At 64.4% G+C, this 17,638-nt stretch carries 15 protein-coding genes; 10 read left to right on the top strand and 5 right to left on the bottom strand.

Going from position 1 to position 17,638, the window contains the following annotated elements; all coding sequences use genetic code 11:
• Window positions 1-172 precede the first annotated feature (172 nt).
• The gene (locus ACEN9O_RS25750) at window positions 173-2,434 is read left to right on the top strand and encodes a putative bifunctional diguanylate cyclase/phosphodiesterase (protein WP_495614636.1); all 2,262 of its coding nucleotides are present in this window, start codon (window positions 173-175) and stop codon (window positions 2,432-2,434) included.
• Window positions 2,435-2,511: 77 nt separating this feature from the next.
• On the opposite strand, the gene ACEN9O_RS25755 is transcribed toward ACEN9O_RS25750, so the two are convergent.
• Window positions 2,512-2,967, bottom strand: coding sequence for a CBS domain-containing protein (locus ACEN9O_RS25755; protein WP_026334688.1), 456 nt, complete (start codon window positions 2,965-2,967; stop codon window positions 2,512-2,514).
• 196 nt (window positions 2,968-3,163) lie between these two features.
• On the opposite strand from ACEN9O_RS25755, the gene ACEN9O_RS25760 reads away from it, so the two are divergent.
• Both ACEN9O_RS25760 and ACEN9O_RS25765 read left to right on the top strand, forming a co-directional pair.
• Window positions 3,164-4,474, top strand: a complete 1,311-nt coding sequence (locus tag ACEN9O_RS25760) for an O-acetylhomoserine aminocarboxypropyltransferase (protein ID WP_495614637.1) — start codon at window positions 3,164-3,166, stop codon at window positions 4,472-4,474.
• 1 nt (window position 4,475) lies between these two features.
• Entirely contained in the window at window positions 4,476-5,285 is an 810-nt protein-coding gene (locus tag ACEN9O_RS25765; protein ID WP_495614638.1) for an alpha/beta fold hydrolase, read from the top strand.
• On the opposite strand, the gene ACEN9O_RS25770 is transcribed toward ACEN9O_RS25765, so the two are convergent.
• The 3 genes from ACEN9O_RS25770 to ACEN9O_RS25780 all read right to left on the bottom strand — a co-directional run bounded on the left by ACEN9O_RS25770 (window position 5,282) and on the right by ACEN9O_RS25780 (window position 7,871).
• The gene (locus ACEN9O_RS25770) at window positions 5,282-5,959 is read right to left on the bottom strand and encodes an RES family NAD+ phosphorylase (RefSeq protein WP_495614639.1); all 678 of its coding nucleotides are present in this window, start codon (window positions 5,957-5,959) and stop codon (window positions 5,282-5,284) included. The two genes, ACEN9O_RS25765 and ACEN9O_RS25770, sit on opposite strands and share 4 nt — an antisense overlap.
• A 3-nt stretch (window positions 5,960-5,962) precedes the next feature.
• Complete coding sequence (locus tag ACEN9O_RS25775) at window positions 5,963-6,598, bottom strand: hypothetical protein (RefSeq protein ID WP_495614640.1); 636 nt, start codon at window positions 6,596-6,598, stop codon at window positions 5,963-5,965.
• Window positions 6,599-6,734: 136 nt separating this feature from the next.
• On the bottom strand, window positions 6,735-7,871 hold the full coding sequence (locus ACEN9O_RS25780; protein ID WP_495614641.1) for an HAF repeat-containing protein: 1,137 nt from the start codon (window positions 7,869-7,871) through the stop codon (window positions 6,735-6,737).
• Window positions 7,872-8,046: 175 nt separating this feature from the next.
• On the opposite strand from ACEN9O_RS25780, the gene ACEN9O_RS25785 reads away from it, so the two are divergent.
• The gene (locus ACEN9O_RS25785; RefSeq protein WP_495614642.1) at window positions 8,047-8,631 is read left to right on the top strand and encodes a LysE family translocator; all 585 of its coding nucleotides are present in this window, start codon (window positions 8,047-8,049) and stop codon (window positions 8,629-8,631) included.
• A 9-nt stretch (window positions 8,632-8,640) separates the two neighbouring features.
• A complete protein-coding gene (locus ACEN9O_RS25790) occupies window positions 8,641-10,101 on the top strand; it encodes an aminotransferase-like domain-containing protein (RefSeq protein ID WP_495614643.1) in 1,461 nt (486 codons plus the stop codon).
• Here the strand turns inward: ACEN9O_RS25790 and ACEN9O_RS25795 are convergent.
• Window positions 10,098-11,471 carry a YihY family inner membrane protein gene (locus ACEN9O_RS25795; RefSeq protein WP_495614644.1) on the bottom strand — a complete coding sequence of 458 codons (1,374 nt, stop codon included), beginning with the start codon at window positions 11,469-11,471 and terminating at the stop codon, window positions 10,098-10,100. The two genes, ACEN9O_RS25790 and ACEN9O_RS25795, sit on opposite strands and share 4 nt — an antisense overlap.
• 65 nt (window positions 11,472-11,536) lie before the next feature.
• Here ACEN9O_RS25795 and wrbA point away from each other — a divergent pair, with 65 nt between their 5' ends.
• From wrbA to ACEN9O_RS25820, 5 genes are read left to right on the top strand one after another with little or no spacing between them, the layout of a single operon-like run.
• Window positions 11,537-12,148, top strand: coding sequence for an NAD(P)H:quinone oxidoreductase (gene wrbA, locus ACEN9O_RS25800; RefSeq protein WP_495614645.1), 612 nt, complete (start codon window positions 11,537-11,539; stop codon window positions 12,146-12,148).
• Window positions 12,149-12,161: 13 nt separating this feature from the next.
• Entirely contained in the window at window positions 12,162-12,569 is a 408-nt protein-coding gene (locus tag ACEN9O_RS25805; RefSeq protein WP_495618541.1) for a DUF2069 domain-containing protein, read from the top strand.
• Entirely contained in the window at window positions 12,566-13,972 is a 1,407-nt protein-coding gene (locus ACEN9O_RS25810; RefSeq protein WP_495614646.1) for an FAD-binding oxidoreductase, read from the top strand. Before ACEN9O_RS25805 ends, ACEN9O_RS25810 begins: the two co-directional genes overlap by 4 nt.
• 20 nt (window positions 13,973-13,992) lie before the next feature.
• Window positions 13,993-16,548: an FtsX-like permease family protein gene (locus ACEN9O_RS25815; RefSeq protein ID WP_495614647.1), complete on the top strand. Its 2,556-nt coding sequence runs from the start codon at window positions 13,993-13,995 to the stop codon at window positions 16,546-16,548.
• Window positions 16,548-17,636 carry a lipocalin-like domain-containing protein gene (locus ACEN9O_RS25820; RefSeq protein ID WP_495614648.1) on the top strand — a complete coding sequence of 363 codons (1,089 nt, stop codon included), beginning with the start codon at window positions 16,548-16,550 and terminating at the stop codon, window positions 17,634-17,636. Before ACEN9O_RS25815 ends, ACEN9O_RS25820 begins: the two co-directional genes overlap by 1 nt.
• Window positions 17,637-17,638: the final 2 nt, after the last annotated feature.

Here is a 17,638-nt window from a genome sequence, read left to right on the forward strand (position 1 = left end):
TTTCCAAGTAACAAGTTTCTATTGGTAAAATACCATTCTTTCAATGAAAGCATGGCGAACTTGCACACCAGTATGCAACGTTCTGTGTAAACCGCCGGAAAACCGCATTCTTTTTAACAATTCGCTATATACTTGATCTCAAGAACACCGAGAAATCCTGGAGAAGCTACACATGCCCCCACCGATCACACCCCTTGAGCAATCCAAGGACGATCAAGACGATCTGGTATTCTTAGAAGAGCATCCGACGGCGCCCGCGGTACCGGGTGCCCGCAATGTTTGGCGGGTCATGATCATCGACGACGATGAAGATGTCCATTCGACGACCACCTTTGCACTCGGCAACCTCGACATGCAGCAGCGCCCACTCGAATTCGTGCATGCGTATTCGGCCGGGCAGGCGCGCGAACTGTTAAAACACGAAACCGAAATCGCCGTCATCCTGCTGGACGTGGTGATGGAGCAGGACGACGCCGGCCTGCACCTGGTGCGCTACATCCGCGAAACGCTGAACCTGGCCGACGTGCGCATCATCCTGCGCACCGGCCAGCCCGGCTACGCGCCGGAGATCGACGCCATCCGCGATTTCGACATCAACGATTACAAAACCAAATCCGAGCTGACCCGCATCAAGCTGTTCACCACGGTGACGGCGGCGATCCGCTCCTACGAGCAGATCCGCAAGATCAACGACAGCCGCCGCGGCCTGAGCCAGATCGTCCACGCCAGCACCCAGCTGATGTCGCTGCACGGCGTGCAGAACTTCGCCTCCGGCGTGCTGGCCCAGATCGCCGACCTGCTGGGCCAGGACGGCAACGGCGTGCTGTGCGTGCAGGAATGCCCGGAGGACGGCTGCCACCAGCTGATGGTGATGGCCACCATCGGCAGCTACCGCCACCTCGACAACACCACGCTGTGCGACCGCGACCACAAGCCAGTGTACGACGCCATGGAGCTGACGCTGGGCCAGCGCCGCAACATCTACGGCCCGGACTTCATCACGCTGTACTTTGCCGGCAAGGCCAGCCGCGACTTCGTCGCCTACCTCGACGTCGGCAGCGCGCCGACCGAGATCGACGAGCGCCTGCTGGACGTGTTCTGCGCCAACGTGGCGGTCGGCCTGGACAACGTCGAGCTGGTCACGCACCTGCACAACGCCGCCTTCTACGACCAGCTATCCAAGCTGCCCAACCGCACCCGCCTGGTCGAGATCCTCGACGCCACGCTGTCCGGCCCGGCGCGTGACGAGGCCACCCTGTCGCTGGTCGACCTGGACCATTTTGCCGAGACCAACGACGCGCTGGGCCACCAGTTCGGCGACATGCTGCTGGTGGCCGTCGCCGGCCGCCTGCAAACGCAGCTGGGCGACCAGCTGACGGTGGCGCGCATCGGCGGCGACATCTTCTGCGTGCTGGGCGACTCCTCGCAGGTCAACCCGGCCAACATCCTGGCGCTGTTTGCCCACCCGTTCAGCATCGACGGCCAGGACGTGCAGCTGTCGGCCACCCTGGGCCTGGTGCGCCTGGGCGAGCACGAAGGCAGCGGCGCCGACGCCCTCAAGGACGCCGACATCGCCCTCAAGCGCGCCAAGTCCCAGCAGCGCGCCGGCCACTTCTACTTCTCGCGCTCGATGGGTGTGGAGATCCGCGAGCGGGTGCGCATGATGCACGCGCTGCGCACCGCCTTCGGCCAGAACCAGCTGTTCGTGGTGTACCAGCCGCAGATCGACCTGGCCACGCGCCGCCCGGTGGGCGCCGAGGCGCTGCTGCGCTGGCAGACGCCGGACGGCAAATTCATCTCGCCGGACCGCTTCATTCCGATCGCCGAGTATTCGGGCCTGATCATTGACCTGGGCGAATGGGTGATGCGCACCGCCTGCCGCGAGCTGGTGGACCTGCGCAAGGCCGGCCATCAGGACTTCATGATGTCGATTAACGTCTCGCAGGTGCAGTTCCGCCATCCGCACTTCATGGAAATGCTGCGCAAGGCGCTGGAAGACACGGGCGCGCCGCCGGAATACGTCGAGCTGGAGATCACCGAATCGATGGCGATGGAAGAGCCGGACATGCTGATCAAGATGCTGGGCCAGATCAAGCAGACCGGCGTCAGCATCGCGATCGACGATTTCGGCACCGGCTTCTCGTCGCTGTCCTACCTTCAGCGCCTGCAGATCGACCGCTTGAAGATAGACCGTGCCTTCGTCACCGAGATCACCGGCTCCGCGCGCGGCAGCAGCATCGCCGAGATGGTGATCCAGCTGGGCCGCAACCTGGGCCTGGCCGTGATCGCGGAAGGTGTGGAGGACGAGCGCCAGGCGCAGATACTGCAAACGCTGGGCTGTCCGCTGGCGCAGGGCTTCCTGTTCGCGCGGCCGATGACGGCGACAGCGCTCAACGGTTGGCTCAGCAACGACGCGCTGGAAGGCGCGGCTTAAATAAAAAAACACCATGTGCACTTGCGACGCTCAAGATCGTCGCAATGCCACATGGCGTTTTTTTATATTAGGCTGGCTTAATCCGCCTGGTCAGCCGTTTCAGCCGGCCAGTCGCGGATATACGCCTTCAGCATCTTGTTCTCGAAGCTCTGCGCTTCCAGCACCGCGCGGGCGACGTCGTAGAACGAGATCACGCCGAGGATGGTTTTGGCGTTCATCACCGGCAGGTAGCGCGCATGCTTTTCCAGCATGATGCGGCGCACCTCGTTGACCTCGGTATCCGGCGTGACCGTGATCGGATGATCGTCCATATGCTTGCGCACCGTGCCCGCGCCAACCGTGCCGGCGTTTTCGTGCAGGGCGCGCAGCACCTCGCGGAAGGTCAGCATGCCGGCCAGCTCGCCGAATTCCATGACCACCAGCGAGCCGATGTCCTTTTCCGCCATCGTATTAGCGGCATCCGCCAACGGCTGGTCAGGCGAAATAGTGTAGAGAATGCTGCCTTTAACCTGAAGAATTTCGGAGACTTTCATTTTGGGCCGTCCTGTCCGCTGATATAGGCTGTGTGAATGGGAGTTCTAATTATTGTAGCCTTATAGCGAATGTAGCGTATGCCCGGTAAAAAATCCAGCGCTGCGGATAAGCAAATCACAACATTCTTACAGAGCTGTTGCCAGGCCGCGATTCAGGGTAGGATGCCCAGCATTCCTATAACTCCAACGAGACCTTATGAGCGGCCCCCAATATCCCGGCTTTGACACCCTCGCGCTGCACGCCGGCGCGGCGCCCGATCCCGCCACCGGCGCGCGCGCCACGCCGCTCTACTTCACCTCATCGTTCGCCTTCAAGGATTCCGACCACGCCGCCTCGCTGTTCAATATGGAGCGGGCCGGCCACGTCTACTCGCGCATCTCGAACCCGACCAATGCGGTGCTGGAGGAACGCATCGCCGCGCTGGAAGGCGGCGTGGCCGGCATCGCCACCGCCAGCGGCCAGGCCGCCATGCACCTCGGCCTGGTGACGATCGCCGGCGCCGGCTCGCACATCGTCGCCTCGCGCGCGCTGTACGGCGGCTCGCACAATATGCTGGCCTACACGCTCAAGCGCTTCGGCATCGAAACCACCTTCGTCGATCCGCGCGACCTCGACGCCTGGCGCGCCGCGATCCGCCCCAACACCAAGGTGCTGTTCGCCGAAACGCTGGGCAACCCCGGCCTGGACGTGCTGGATATTGAAGCCGTCGCCGCCATCGCGCACGAGCAGCACCTGCCGCTGATGATGGACTCCACCTTCACCACGCCCTACCTGCTCAAGCCCTTCGAGCACGGCGCCGACCTGGTGTTCCACTCGGCGACCAAGTTCCTGTGCGGGCATGGCACCGCCATCGGCGGCCTGCTGGTGGACGGCGGCACGTTCGACTGGCAAGCCGCCTACGACAAGACCGGCCGTTTCGCCGAACTGTGCGAGCCGTACGACGGCTTCCACGGCATGGTGTTCACCGAAGAGTCGACGGTGGCGGCGTTCGCGCTGCGTGCGCGCCGTGAAGGCCTGCGCGATTTCGGCGCCGTCATGAGCCCGCACAACGCCTTCGCCGTGCTGCAGGGCGTGGAGACGCTGGGCCTGCGCATGGACCGGCACGTGGCCAACACCCGCAAGGTGGTCGAATTCCTGCTGTCGAATCCCGCCGTGGAATCGGTGTCCTATCCCGAGCTGCCGTCGCACCCGGACTACGAACTGGCCAAGCGCCTGCTGCCCAAAGGCTGCGGCGCCGTGTTCTCGTTCAACCTGAAGGGCGACCGCGCCGCCGGCCGCCGCTTCGTCGACAGCCTGAAAGTGTTCTCGCACCTGGCCAACGTCGGCGACGCCAAGTCGCTGGCGATCCATCCCGCCTCCACCACCCACTTCCGCGTGCCGGCCGAGCAGCTGGCGGCAGCGGGCATCACCGAAGGCACGATGCGCCTGTCGGTGGGATTGGAGGACGTGGACGACCTGATCGAAGACCTGGCGCGCGGCCTGAAGCTGTCGCAGAAAGGAGCATGACATGCTGCTGACCGTACAAGGCGTGGACGCCTACTGCTACACCGGCGGCAAGCCGTTCAACGCCGCCCTGCCGACCGTGGTCTTCATCCACGGTGCGCAAAACGATCACTCCGTGTGGATTTTGCAGACCCGCTATTTCGCCCATCACGGCTACAGCGTGCTGGCGGTGGACCTGCCCGGCCATGGCCGCAGCAAGGGCGCGGCCATGGCCAGCGTGGCCGAACTGGCGGACTGGCTGCTGCAGGTGCTGGACGCCGCCGGCGTGCAAAAGGCCGCGCTGTTCGGCCACAGCATGGGATCGCTGATCGCTTTGGAGGCTTCGCACAAGGCGCCTGAACGCGTGACGCATCTGGGCATGGTGGGCTCGACCTACCCGATGAAGGTCTCGGACGCGCTGCTGGAAACCTCGCGCAGCGACGAGCAAAGCGCCATCGACATGGTCAACATCTGGTCGCACTCGACGATCGCGCAAAAGCCGTCCTGTCCCGGACCGGGCTTCAACACGATGGGCGGCTCGCGCCGGCTGATGCAGCGCATCTCGCAGATCAATCCGCAGCAGGTGTTCTACACCGACTTCTCGGCCTGTAACGCCTACGCCAACGGCGAAACGGCGGCGCAGGCGGTGCGCTGCCCCACCCTGTTCCTGTTCGGCGCGCGCGACATGATGACGCCGCCCAAATCCACCAGGCTGCTGACCTCCACCATCCGCCACGGCAAGGTGGTGACGGTGGACAGCGGCCACTCGCTGATGAGCGAGCAGCCGGACGCGGTGCTGGACGCCCTGTTCAGTTTCGCCAGAACCGGTGGCTAGGACCTGGAGAAGCAAGAATCCTGTTGCAGCTTCACGTATTCGGCAGTGTCCTCGAAGCGCACGATTGATGTTTGCCGAAACACATCCAGATTGACCATCACCCGCGACGAGATGGCGTATGCGTAGTGCCCAGGGTGCTTTCTGGACATGTAGCGTATGCCATCCAAGTGAGGATGTCTTGCGATGATGCGATCCAAGGCACAGCCAAGCCACTGACACCATTCGTGTCCAGGTTCGAGAAGTTCCGCGTAGATGCCAAGTTTGCTGACGGCGTCGCCGGTCAAGTCCAACAATCGAAGATCCCGAGTAAACGCCATCTTCACGATCAATGCATCAGCAGCATTGCGCCCAAAGAAAAATGCTCCCGGCATGCTCGCGTCGTTGACGCACAACTGGGCCTCCCACGCGGCAGTAATCGTATTATCGCCAAGATAAATCCAGTGAAAGGCGAACGCGCCGTTGTCTTCCGTAAGTATGGCAGGCGGTCCGAAACGGTAAGTCTTATCTACTTTCTCAGGCCATACAGACTCCGGGTTCCATGCTGCCCGGACCATCAAGCTGCCTGCTTCGAATTCGCAGATGCCGCCCTTCAATGCTTGCCATATATGCGAGTCAGATGGCAAGGTCCGAGCGATATGTGGAGGTGGTACATGGGCCTTCTTTTTTGAAGACATACTCTAGCCTATGATGTCGGCCATGCCCCTGGTATAAAGTTCAGCCAGTTCCTGAACCTTCCGCAAGCGCTCACTTGCGGGAAGACTCAACAACCGACGCTGACTTTCGTGAACTTCAATACGCGTCTCGAAAGGCTTACCCGCCAGCAGCTCCGCCGGCGAAAGCTCATTAATATCGTCAACCGCGCCCACCCAGAATGCATGAATTTCGCTACTCGGCTGATTCTCAAGTTGGTGTAGCACCGGTTCGATCAACTCAGGCACAGGCTCAATAAATTGCCACGCCGGGAATTCCCTGCCGATACTACGCCCCCTGGGGGTGATAAAGTAGAAGCGCCCACTTTCAGCAGCCCGGTAAAGCGTGGCCTGTGAAAGTGACACCAACCCCTGAGAAATAACATCCGAAGCCTTTAGCTTGGTAGTAGGCAGCGATTTTTTAATAAAGATACTCGTCAGCGACGCACGCGCTTCGCTTAGAGCTTGCATACCTAGCGCGATCACCTTCTCACGATCACGGCCGCGAGCAAGAGCTTCCAAACGATCCTCAACAAGCTGCGTAAACTGTTCAAGCACACGCTCGACGGCATCGTGTTGCGCCGGACTGCGTTCGGCGTCTCTATTTTTCACTGATTGCACCAAGATACCCTCTTAAGCAGCGAATGGAGGCGTGCTATCTGAATTGTTCATCACGACTCTGGCAGATCAATTCAAATTAACACATTTTCTCAAGATTCTCAACATTCTCACCAACAAGGCAAAGCCCTGTACTTCACTTTCAGTTTTGCGGGAACTTGAAGCGGATGACGCGGTTCGCGCCTTGCAGCACGATGCCGCGATAGCGGCGGCGGTAGATCACGATGCCCGCCGTGGTGGTCAGCACCACCAGGATCAGCATCAGCAGATCGTTGCCCCCGTGCGTGACCACGGCGCGCTGTGCCGAGTGCATGGTCGAGGCCTCGAACTTCTTGCCGACGTATTTGGCGCCGATCACCAACTCCTCGGCGTTGATGCTGTTGACCAGGTACAGGCCGAAGCCGCCCGGATGCACCGTCATCTTGCCATCGCGGTAGACGAAGGAACGGCGCTCGTCGCCGACCCGGATGCTGCCGACCACGTGGCCGGCGGCGTTGATGGCGGTGGCGAAGCTGTTGCCGTAGCCGATCATCGCCCCCAGGTCGACCATCTTCTTGCCATCGTGGACAAAGGCGTGCCAGTGCCGGTCCGGCGTCTCGGATGCGCCGACCACAACGCCGGAATCGTTGACGGCGGTGGCGCCGCTGGAGCGTCCGCCCAGCGTACCCAGCTCCTTCATGCCGACGCCGGGCCGGTAGATAAAGGCGCGGCGATAGCCGTCCGACAGCGCCGCCGTGCCGACGATCACGCCGTCGGTGTTGACGCCGGCCGCGTAGCTGATATTGCCGCCCAGGGTGCCCAGGTCGACCAGCGGGCCGTCGCCATTGGCGCCGGTGGAGAAAGCATGGAAGTAGCCGTCGCTGGTGTCGGCGAAGCCCACCGTCTGGCCGGAGCGGCTGATGCCCGTGCCATAGCTGCTGCCGCCGCCCAGCGTGCCCAGGTCGCGCATCGCCATGCCGGCGCGGTAGACGAAGGCACGCCAGTGGCCGTCGCTGTCCTGCGCCGTGCCGACCACGTCACCGCGGATGTTGATGCCGGTGGTGAAGGAGTCGCTGCCGCCGAGGGTGCCCAGTTCCACCAGGCCCTTATTCCACAGCACCGCGCGCTGGCGGCCGTTCTCTTCCTCGATGATGCCCGCCACCTGGCCCGACGCGTTGATGTCCACCGCGATACTGGCCTCGTTGCCACGCTCGCCCAAGCCCGGCGGGTGCAACTGCTGGGCGGAAGACGCCACGCCGGCAAAACCTAACAAGACCACCGCAATCGGCATTCTCAGCATGACGTCTCCCAGTTGTTTTTTATGAATGTCGATTCTATAACGATATCCGGACGACCAGCAACTGTCACCGTAGAGCGACTGATACAGCATGGGTCTGTCGCCCTTGCCTTGTGCCTTGCGCCCTCCCCACCGCGCCCCTAGACTGGTGCCACTTCCACACTGCGAATTGCCAACCATGACCGAACTCCTGCCCTTGATGAGCTACTGCCTTGTAATGTCGGCCACTCCCGGACCAAACAACGTCATGCTCGCCACCACGGGCGCCAACTTCGGCGGCCGCGGCGCGCTGCCGGCCATCATGGGCATACAGGTAGGCCTGTTTGTGCAGACCCTGGTGATGGGCGTGGGACTGGGCAGCATCTTTGTCACCTACCCGATGGCGCAACAAGCGCTGCGCATCGCGGGATCGCTGTATCTGGTATTCCTGGCCTGGAAGCTCAGCGGCGCATCGATGAGCGGCGCGCAAGCGCCCAAGGCGGTGTCGTTTGCCCAGGCCGCGACCTTTCAGGCGCTGAACCCCAAGAGCTGGGTGAAGGCCATCACCATGGCATCGGTTTTCATGCCGGAGGGGCACGGCACGCTGGCCAGCGCGCTGCTGGTGGCGGTGATCGGCACACTGGTCGGCGCGCCTTGCAACGCCATGTGGGCCTTGTTTGGCGTCTCGATTCGCCGCTTCCTGCAGGATCCGCGCAAGCAGCGCGTATTCAATTTGGCGATGGCCGCCATTCTGCTGGTACTGGCGGTGATGTTTTTACGCTAGACTCTCGCCATGTTCGCCATCGACCGCTCCTCTCCCATCGCCCTGTCCAAGCAGATAGAGGCAAAGCTGCGCCACATGGTCGAGAGCCGCGCGCTGCCTGGCGGCGCCAAACTGATGTCGATACGCCAGCTCGCCACCGAACTGGCGGTCAGCACCAATACCGTCGTGGTGGCCTATGACAGGCTGGTGGCGGCAGGCGTCATCGATTCCCACGGCACGGCGGGCTTTTTTGTCGCCACAAACAACGGCGCCGGCAAGTCGATTCCCGACGAGGTCGCGCTGGAAGCGGGCGCGGAACAAGAGCCGGTCTGGCTGGCGCAGCAAGTCAACGATCAGCGCGCCGGCATATTATTGGCCAGCAGCGGCGCGCTGCCGCCGACCTGGCTGCAGGACGCGGTACCGGCCACCGCGGTGCAGAGGGCCATGACGCGCAGCGCCGCCGGCATGGCCTCGCGCTGTCCGCCGCAAGGGCTGCCGGAACTACGTGAGCATATCGCTCTGATGTTGCGCGGCATCGGCATCGCGCTGGACGCCGGCCACATACTCACCACCTTTGGCGGCACTCACGCGATCGACCTGATTTGCCGGAGCTTTCTGCAGCCCGGCGACACCGTGCTGGTGGAAGACCCCGGCTACTTCCTGATGTTTGGCCGGCTGCGCCAGGACGGCATACGGCTGGTGCCGATCAAGCGCCGTCCTGATGGCCTTGACCTGGATGAACTGGAGGCCGCCTGCCGCGAGCACCGCCCGCGCCTGCTGTTCGTGCAGACGGCCCTGCACAATCCGACCGGATGGACCAGCAGCGCCGCCAATCTGCACAAGGTCCTGATGCTGGCGCAGCAGCACGGCTTCCTGATCGCCGAGGACGACGTCCACGGCCATTTCCAGCAAGGCCACAGCACGCGGCTGGCCGCCATGGCCGGGCTTGACGGCGTGATCTATTACTCCAGCTTTTGCAAGGCGCTGAGTCCGGCCCTGCGGATGGGCTACCTGGCCGCCGCCCCGGCCTTGCTCAAGGTGCTGATGCGGGCCAAGATCCATACCATCATGACGACGCCGGCGCTGAACGAGTACGTGCTGCTGGAAGTACTCCGGGCCGGCAACCTGCGCAAGCACCTGGACCGCATGCAGCGCAAGATCATGGCCGCACGTAACGCCAGCACACAGCAATTGAGCGCGGCGGGCGTGCTGTTCGAGCGGCCCGGCGACGCCGGCATTTTCTTGTGGGGCACGATGCCGGAAGGCCTGGACGTCGACCTGCTGGTGCAGGACGCCTACCGCAACAATATCCTGCTGATGCGCGGCGCCGCCTTCTCGGCAAACGACACGCCCGACCAGCACATCCGCTTCAACGTCGCGTTCAGCCAGCATCCGCGCCTGAGCAGCTACCTGCAGGAGCGCCTGCAAGCCGTGGCCGGAGCGCGCTCAAGCCTGGCGCGCGCCAGCGGCAAGGTTAGCCTGGGCGATTAGCGGCAGTCGATCGGCCCGAAGTGCTCGGCCAGGGTCTTGCCCAGGCCCGCCTCGACCGCCGATTCCACCTCGCGCGCCAGCGCTGCGGCATCGCGTGCGGCCTGCTGGTCGCGCGCATCGTCGCTGTCGCTGACCACGCCGGCATTGATCGGCTGGCCGGAGAACACGAACAGGCGATAGACTTCGGCCAAGGTCAGCTTCTCCACATTGGCCAGGATGACCCAGTTATCGCCGTCGCTGACGCGCTTACCCCACTGCACCCGCTGCGGCGCATCGACCTTGACCCGCCCCACCCAGCCCTCGGCCATCATTTTTTCCAGCAGGGTGTCCATCTCGTCAAAGCCCAGCCGCGTGCGCGCGCGGATCGCGCCCGCGCTCACCAGCGCCGTGTCGCCGCATTTGCAGGCCACGTGCAGCACCCGCAGGATCGCCATCGCATCGACGAACTCGCCGCCCGGCTGCGCCTCATGCCACCAGCGCTCGTACTTCACCACCGGCAGCGCGGCCACCAGCAACGCGCCGAACAGCGTAATCAACCACGACACATACACCCACAGCAGGAACAGCGGCAGCGCCGCCAGCGCACCATAGATCTTCGAATACGTCGGGAACTGCGTGATGAAAATCGCGAAGCCGCGCTTGGCCACCTCGAACGCCAGGCCGGCCACCAGGCCGCCCCAGGCGCCGTCGTACCAGTCGACGTCGCGGTTCGGCACCGCCACGTACAGCAGCGTGAAGCCAGCCGTGGTCAGGGCCAGCGACAGCACCGTATAAATCAGGGCGCCGACCACCGGCACATCGCCGATCAAGTCGCTGGTGGCCATGAAGACCCGACCCGACAAGGTCAGCGACACGCCGATCAGCAAGGGGCCAAGCGTGATGATGGCCCAGTAGACCAGGATGCGCTTGGTCCAGCGCCGCTCCGCGCGCACCCGCCAGATGCGGTTGAACACCCGCTCGATCAGGTTCATCATCGCGATCGACGTGAAAATCAGCGCCACCGCGCCCACCGCCGACAGCCGCGTGGCCTTGGAGGCGAACATGGTCAGGTAGCTCAGGATGGTGGTGGAAATCGACTTCGGCATCACGCTTTGCACGAAGTAGGCTTCCAGCGAGCTGCGGAAGGAGTTAAACAGCGGGAAGGTGGTGAAGATCGCCAGCGCGATCGTCAGCAGCGGCACCAGCGCGAACACCGTGGTAAAAGTGAGGCTGCCGGCGACTTGCGGCAGGCTTTCCTCGCGCAGGCGGCGTTGAGCAAAGATGAACAGGTCCCGCACTTCGGGCCAGGAGAGCGAACGCACTGTATCTATCCCGCCACGGCAGCTGCGGGAAACGTACTGGAAAACCGGATGAATATATTTTTCGTACATGAGCGATAATCGAAATACAAGAGTGGCAGCGATGCCACCCGCTAAAGCGCCATATAATACCGCTGATGAACCAAGCTAATCTGATTATTCTCGTATTGTTTTACTCCCGCCACGGCGCCACGCGCAAATTGGCCGAGTTGATCGCTCAGGGCGTTGAGAGCGTGCCAGGCTGCGATGCGCGCCTGCGCACAGTTCCCGCCGTATCGACCGTGACCGAGGCCACCGAGCCGGACGTGCCGGCCGACGGCGCTCCCTACGTCGAGCTGGAGGACCTGGCCGAATGCGCCGGCCTGGCGCTCGGTTCGCCCACCCGCTTCGGCAACATGGCCTCCGCGATGAAGTATTTTTGGGACGGCACGGCCGCCCAGTGGCTGTCCGGCGCGCTGGCCGGCAAGCCGGCGTGCGTGTTCACGTCCACCGGCAGCCTGCACGGCGGCCAGGAATCGACGCTGTTGTCCATGATGATACCGCTGTTCCACCACGGCCTGATGGTGCTCGGCCTGCCCTACACCAACCCCGAACTGATGACCACCGCCAGCGGCGGCACGCCCTACGGCGCCAGTCACTGGTCCGGACTTGACGGCAAGAAGACCATCACGGAAGATGAAAAACGCCTGGCTATCGCGCTGGGCCGGCGCCTGGCCGAAACGGCCGTCAAACTGCGCGCCGTCGCTTGAACGGGGACGGATGATGGAAAACACAATGCAAAAGTATTTTCACTGGGGCGCCATCGGCAGCCTGGCGACGCTGATAATCTGGTGCGTGCTGTGGGAGATGGTGCTGGCGCCGTTGAAGCCGGGCGGCTCCTGGCTGGTGCTCAAGGCCCTGCCGCTGCTGCTGCCGTTGTACGGCGTATGGAAGCGCGACATCTACACCCTGCAGTGGACCTCGATGATGATACTGCTGTACTTCACCGAGGGCGTGGTGCGCGGCTGGAGCGACAGGGGCAGCCTGTCCGCATGGCTGGCCTGGGGCGAGGCGCTGATCGTCTGCGTCTACTTCGTGTGCGCCGTGATGTACCTGCGTCCGTACAAAAAGGCGGCGAAGAAGCTGGCCAAGGAACTGCTGGACAAGGTCAAGGTCAACACCGTTAAATGACAGACTTCCTCACCCACTGCCGCTCCGTGGTGGGCGACGCCTTTGTGCTCGACACGCCCGCCGATATGGCGCCCTTCCTCACCGATTGGCGGGGACGTTTTACCGGCAAGGCGCTGGCCGTGCTGCGGCCTGCGTCGGTGGACCAGGTGGCGGCGCTGGTGCGCGCCTGCACGCAATGGCGCGTGGCCCTGGTGCCGCAAGGTGGCAACACAGGGCTGGTGCTGGGCAGCGTGCCGGACGCCGGCGGCGGCGCCGTCGTGCTGTCCCTGGCTCGGCTGAACGCCATCCGGCAGGTCGATGCCGTCAACCGCACCATGACCGTGGACGCGGGCTGCATCCTCCAGCAGGTGCAGGAAGCCGCGGCCGCCGCGGGTTGTTTGTTCCCGCTGTCGCTGGCGGCGGAAGGCAGCTGCACCATCGGCGGCAACCTGTCCACCAACGCCGGCGGCACGGCGGTGCTCCGCTACGGCAATACGCGCGAGCTGTGCCTCGGCCTGGAAGTCGTCACCCCGCAGGGTGAAGTGTGGAGCGGCTTGCGCGGCCTGCGCAAGGATAATACCGGCTACGACCTGCGCGACCTGTTCATCGGCGCGGAGGGCACGCTGGGCGTGATCACCGGCGCGGTGCTCAAGCTTTATCCGCAGCCCAAGGCCAGCATCACCGCGCTGGCGGCCCTGCCCTCGCCCGCACACGCGCTGCAATTACTCAATCTGATGCAGGACCATTGCGGCTCCAGCCTGACCGGTTTCGAGCTGATGTCGCGCTACTGCCTGGAGCTGGTGGCGCAGCAGTTCCCGTCGCTGCCCAAGCCGTTCGCGGCACCGCATCCGCAGTACGTGCTGCTGGAGTTGTCGAGCAGCGAATCGGAGCAGCACGCCGTCGGTTTGCTGGAACAAGCCATCGGCGCGGCACTGGAGCGCGACGTCATCAGCGACGCGGTGGTCGCCACATCGGTGGCGCAATCGGCCGGGCTGTGGCAGCTGCGCGAGCATATTCCGCTGGCACAGGCCAAGGCCGGCAAGAACATCAAGCACGATATCTCGCTGCCGGTATCGCGCATCGCCGATTTCATCGCGGCCACCGGCCCCTTGCTGGAAGCGGCCTTCGCCGGCTGCCAGCTGGTGTGCTTCGGCCATCTGGGCGACGGCAACCTGCACTACAACGTGGCGCCGCCGGACGGCATCTCCAACGAAGACTTTTTGGCCAACCAGGACAAGGTCAATCGCGTGGTGCATGACAGCGTGGTCGGTTTCGGCGGTTCGATTTCGGCCGAACACGGCATCGGCGTCCTGAAACGGGACGAGCTGGCGCGCTACAAATCGGCGGTGGAACTGAACATGATGCGGGCCATCAAGGCCGCGCTGGACCCGCTGGGCATCATGAATCCCGGTAAAGTGCTGTGAGCGGCGGCGGTACGGCTGCGATGGGCCGCTTGTCACGCTGGCTGCTGCTGGGCGAATGGCGCGCGCATCCGCTGCGCGCATTGGTGGCGATTGCCGCGATTGCGGTCGGCATCTCGCTCGGCTTTGCCATCCACCTGATCAACGCAGCGGCCTTCAACGAATTCTCTTCCGCCATCAAGGGCCTGTCCGGCGTGGCCGACATCCAGGTGCGCGGCACCGAACCGTTCTTCGACGAGGCCATCTATCCGGTGCTGGCGCAGCGCGCCGGGGTGGCCGTGGCGTCGCCGGTGCTGGAGTTCGACGCTTCCGTACCCGGCGAGCAGACCGCGTTGAAGATCCTTGGCATCGACGCCTTCCGCGCCAGCTTCATCTCCTCCGATCTGGTCGGCGTGCCCAGCGAAGAGCACCCGACCGACATACTGGCCGACGATGCGCTGTTCCTGTCGACGGCGGCGCAACAATGGCTCAAGCCCGCCAAGGGCGCGCCGCTGACGCTGCAAGTGGGCGTGGGCGAACTGAAACTGCGCGTGGCCGGCTCGCTGCAACGCGCTCGCGCCGGCCAGCGCATCGGCGTGATGGACCTGGGCGCGGCGCAATGGCGCTTCGAAAAACTCGGCCTGCTGTCCCGCATCGACCTCAAGTTGCGCGACGGCGTCAATCGCGACGCCTTCAAGGCCGAACTGGAACAACAGCTACAACACGATTATCCCGGCCGCTTCCGCGTCAGCCAGCCCAACGACGAAGACCAGAACAGTCGCAACGAGGGCATGAGCCGCGCCTACCGCGTCAACCTGACCGTGCTGGCATTGGTCGCGCTGTTCACCGGCGCCTTCCTGGTGTTCTCCACCCAGGCGCTGTCGGTGATACGCCGCCGCAGCCAGTTCGCGCTGCTGCGCGTGCTGGGCATGGACCGCAAGCACCTGCTGCGCCAGATCCTGATCGAAGGCCTGAGCCTGGGCGTGGCCGGATCGGCCATCGGCATCGCCGCCGGCTACGGCATGGCAGCAACCGCGCTGCACTTCATGGGGGCCGACCTGGGTGCCGGCTTCTTCTCCGGCGTGCGGCCGCAGGTGCAGTTCACGCCGGTCGCCGCGACGGTGTACTTCGCGCTGGGCGTCGCCGTGGCCTTGCTGGGTTGCGCCGCGCCGGCGCTGGACGCGGCCCGCGCCAAGCCGGCCGTCGCGCTCAAATCGGGCACCGAGGAAGCGGCGATGTCGCGCTTGTCCAAGGCCTGGCCGGCGCTCGCCTGCATCGCGCTGGCCGCACTGCTGTCGCAAGCGCCGCCGATATTTGAGCTGCCCTTGTTCGGCTACCTGTCGATAGCGCTGCTGCTGGTCGGCGCCATCGCGCTGATGCCGCGCCTGGCCGCCATCGTGTTCCGCCAGGCGCACCTGCGCTGGAGCGCCGCCACTGCCGGCAAGCCCAGTGCCTCGCCGGTGGTCACGCTGACACTGTCGCGCCTCGCCAACGCCTCCAGCCAAGCCGGCATCGCGCTGGGCGGCGTGCTGTCGAGCTTCAGCCTGATGGTGGCGATGGCGATCATGGTCGCCAGCTTCCGCGTGTCGCTGGACGACTGGCTGCAGCACATCCTGCCGGCCGATATCTACGTCGGCACCACCAGCGCCGGCACCACCGCAGGGCTGCGGCCGCAGGAACAGGCCAGCATCGCCACCCTGCCGGGCGTCGCCAGCGCCGACTTCCTGCGCGTGCGCGCCATCTCGCTGGCATCGGCCCGCCCGCCGGTGGCCCTGATGGCGCGTCATGTGGACCCGGCCGATCCCGGCAAAACCTTGGCTATCGTGGGCGCCACGCAGGTGCCCGGCCCCGGCGCCCCGCCGCCGGTATGGATATCGGAAGCGATGGTCGATTTATACGGCATGAGCGTGGGCCAGCACATCGAACTGCCGCTGAACGGCAAACTGCACGCCTTCCAGGTGGCCGGCGTGTGGCGCGACTATGCGCGCCCGACCGGCTCGATCCAGATGCGGCTGAGCGACTACCGCGTCATCACCGGCGACATGGACGCCAGCAACGCCGCGCTGTGGCTCAAGCCCGGCGCCAAAGCCGCCGACACGGAACGCGCCTTGAAACGCCTGCCGTTCGGCGCCGCGCTGACCACCACCGCGCCGTCCGAGATCCGCGCGATCAGCATGAAGATCTTCGACCGCAGCTTCGCCATCACCTACCTGCTGGAGGCGATCGCCATCGTCATCGGCCTGTTCGGCGTGGCCGCCACCTTCTCTGCGCAGACGCTGGCGCGGGCCAAGGAATTCGGCATGCTGCGCCACGTCGGCGTTACGCGGCGCCAGATCCTGTCGATACTGGCCATCGAAGGCGGCGCCCTGACGGGCCTGGGCATCGTCACCGGCTTCGCGCTGGGCTGGGTCATCAGCCTGATACTGGTTTTTGTGGTCAACCCGCAGTCCTTCCACTGGACCATGCAGATGCACTTGCCGTGGCCCTTGCTGGCCACCGTGGCGGGCCTGCTGCTGGCCGCCTCCGCGCTGACGGCGCTGCTGGCCGGCCGCCAGTCGTTGTCGGGCGGGCCGATACGCGCAGTCAGGGAGGACTGGTGATGAAGCATTTCGTACAACGTTGCGTCGCTGGGCTGTCGCTGCTGGCGGCCATGTCGGCGCAGGCCGCCGAGCCAATATTCAAGGCTGTCGCACCGCTGGCGCCGGGCGCCGCGCTGAGTTTTCCCGCGGACTTCGGCGCCCATCCCGACTACAAGACCGAATGGTGGTACGTCACCGGCTGGCTGAACACAAGCGAAGGCAAGCCGCTCGGCTTCCAGGTCACCTTCTTCCGCACCGCCACCCAGCACGACCGCGCCAATCCCAGCCGGTTCGCCCCCAAGCAGCTGATCATCGGCCATGCGGCCGTCTCCGACCCGGCCAACGGCAAGCTGCTGCACGACCAGCGCAGCGCGCGCGAAGGCTTCGGCCTGTCCTATGTCAAGGTCGGCGACACCGACGTCAAGCTCGAAGACTGGCGCATGACACGCGCCGCCGACGGCAGCTACCAGGTCCACCTCGATGCGGCCAGCTTCAAGCTGGAGCTGAAACTGGCGCCATCGCAGCCCGTGCTGCTGCAGGGCGACCGTGGGTATTCCCGCAAAGGCGCGCAGCTTTCCGACAGCAGTTATTACTACAGCGAGCCGCAGCTGACCACCACCGGCACCATCACCAGCGCCGGCAAGGCGGTCGCCGTCACAGGCGCCAGCTGGCTCGATCACGAGTGGTCCACCCAATATGTCGCCACCGATGCCGCAGGCTGGGACTGGATAGGCGCCAATCTCGCCGACGGCGGCGCGCTGATGGCTTTCCAGATGCGCAGCAAGACAGGTGCTAAACTATGGGCGCACGCGACATGGCGCGATGCATCCGGTAAGATCACGCAGTTCTCGCCGGACCAGGTCAGCTTTACCCCGCAAAGGCGGTGGCGTTCGCCCCGCACCAATGCCGAGTATCCCGTCGCGACCCAGCTCACCACCGGCAGCACCGTGTGGCAGGTCATTCCTTTGCAGGACGACCAGGAACTGGACTCGCGGCGCTCCACCGGCGCGGTGTACTGGGAGGGCGCGGTAACGCTGGAACGGGACGGCAAGCCGGCCGGCCACGCCTACCTGGAGCTGACCGGCTATGTCCGGCCGATCAAGTTTTAGCA

It is taken from the genome of Duganella sp. Dugasp78, assembly GCF_059491455.1.

Coding starts and splice junctions, on each gene's coding strand:
- ACEN9O_RS25750 (WP_495614636.1), top strand. CDS start 173: ATGCCCCCACCGATCACACCCCTTGAGCAATCCAAGGACGATCAAGAC.
- ACEN9O_RS25755 (WP_026334688.1), bottom strand. CDS start 2,967: ATGAAAGTCTCCGAAATTCTTCAGGTTAAAGGCAGCATTCTCTACACT.
- ACEN9O_RS25760 (WP_495614637.1), top strand. CDS start 3,164: ATGAGCGGCCCCCAATATCCCGGCTTTGACACCCTCGCGCTGCACGCC.
- ACEN9O_RS25765 (WP_495614638.1), top strand. CDS start 4,476: ATGCTGCTGACCGTACAAGGCGTGGACGCCTACTGCTACACCGGCGGC.
- ACEN9O_RS25770 (WP_495614639.1), bottom strand. CDS start 5,959: ATGTCTTCAAAAAAGAAGGCCCATGTACCACCTCCACATATCGCTCGG.
- ACEN9O_RS25780 (WP_495614641.1), bottom strand. CDS start 7,871: ATGCTGAGAATGCCGATTGCGGTGGTCTTGTTAGGTTTTGCCGGCGTG.
- ACEN9O_RS25785 (WP_495614642.1), top strand. CDS start 8,047: ATGACCGAACTCCTGCCCTTGATGAGCTACTGCCTTGTAATGTCGGCC.
- ACEN9O_RS25790 (WP_495614643.1), top strand. CDS start 8,641: ATGTTCGCCATCGACCGCTCCTCTCCCATCGCCCTGTCCAAGCAGATA.
- ACEN9O_RS25795 (WP_495614644.1), bottom strand. CDS start 11,471: ATGTACGAAAAATATATTCATCCGGTTTTCCAGTACGTTTCCCGCAGC.
- wrbA (WP_495614645.1), top strand. CDS start 11,537: ATGAACCAAGCTAATCTGATTATTCTCGTATTGTTTTACTCCCGCCAC.
- ACEN9O_RS25805 (WP_495618541.1), top strand. CDS start 12,162: ATGGAAAACACAATGCAAAAGTATTTTCACTGGGGCGCCATCGGCAGC.
- ACEN9O_RS25810 (WP_495614646.1), top strand. CDS start 12,566: ATGACAGACTTCCTCACCCACTGCCGCTCCGTGGTGGGCGACGCCTTT.
- ACEN9O_RS25815 (WP_495614647.1), top strand. CDS start 13,993: ATGGGCCGCTTGTCACGCTGGCTGCTGCTGGGCGAATGGCGCGCGCAT.
- ACEN9O_RS25820 (WP_495614648.1), top strand. CDS start 16,548: ATGAAGCATTTCGTACAACGTTGCGTCGCTGGGCTGTCGCTGCTGGCG.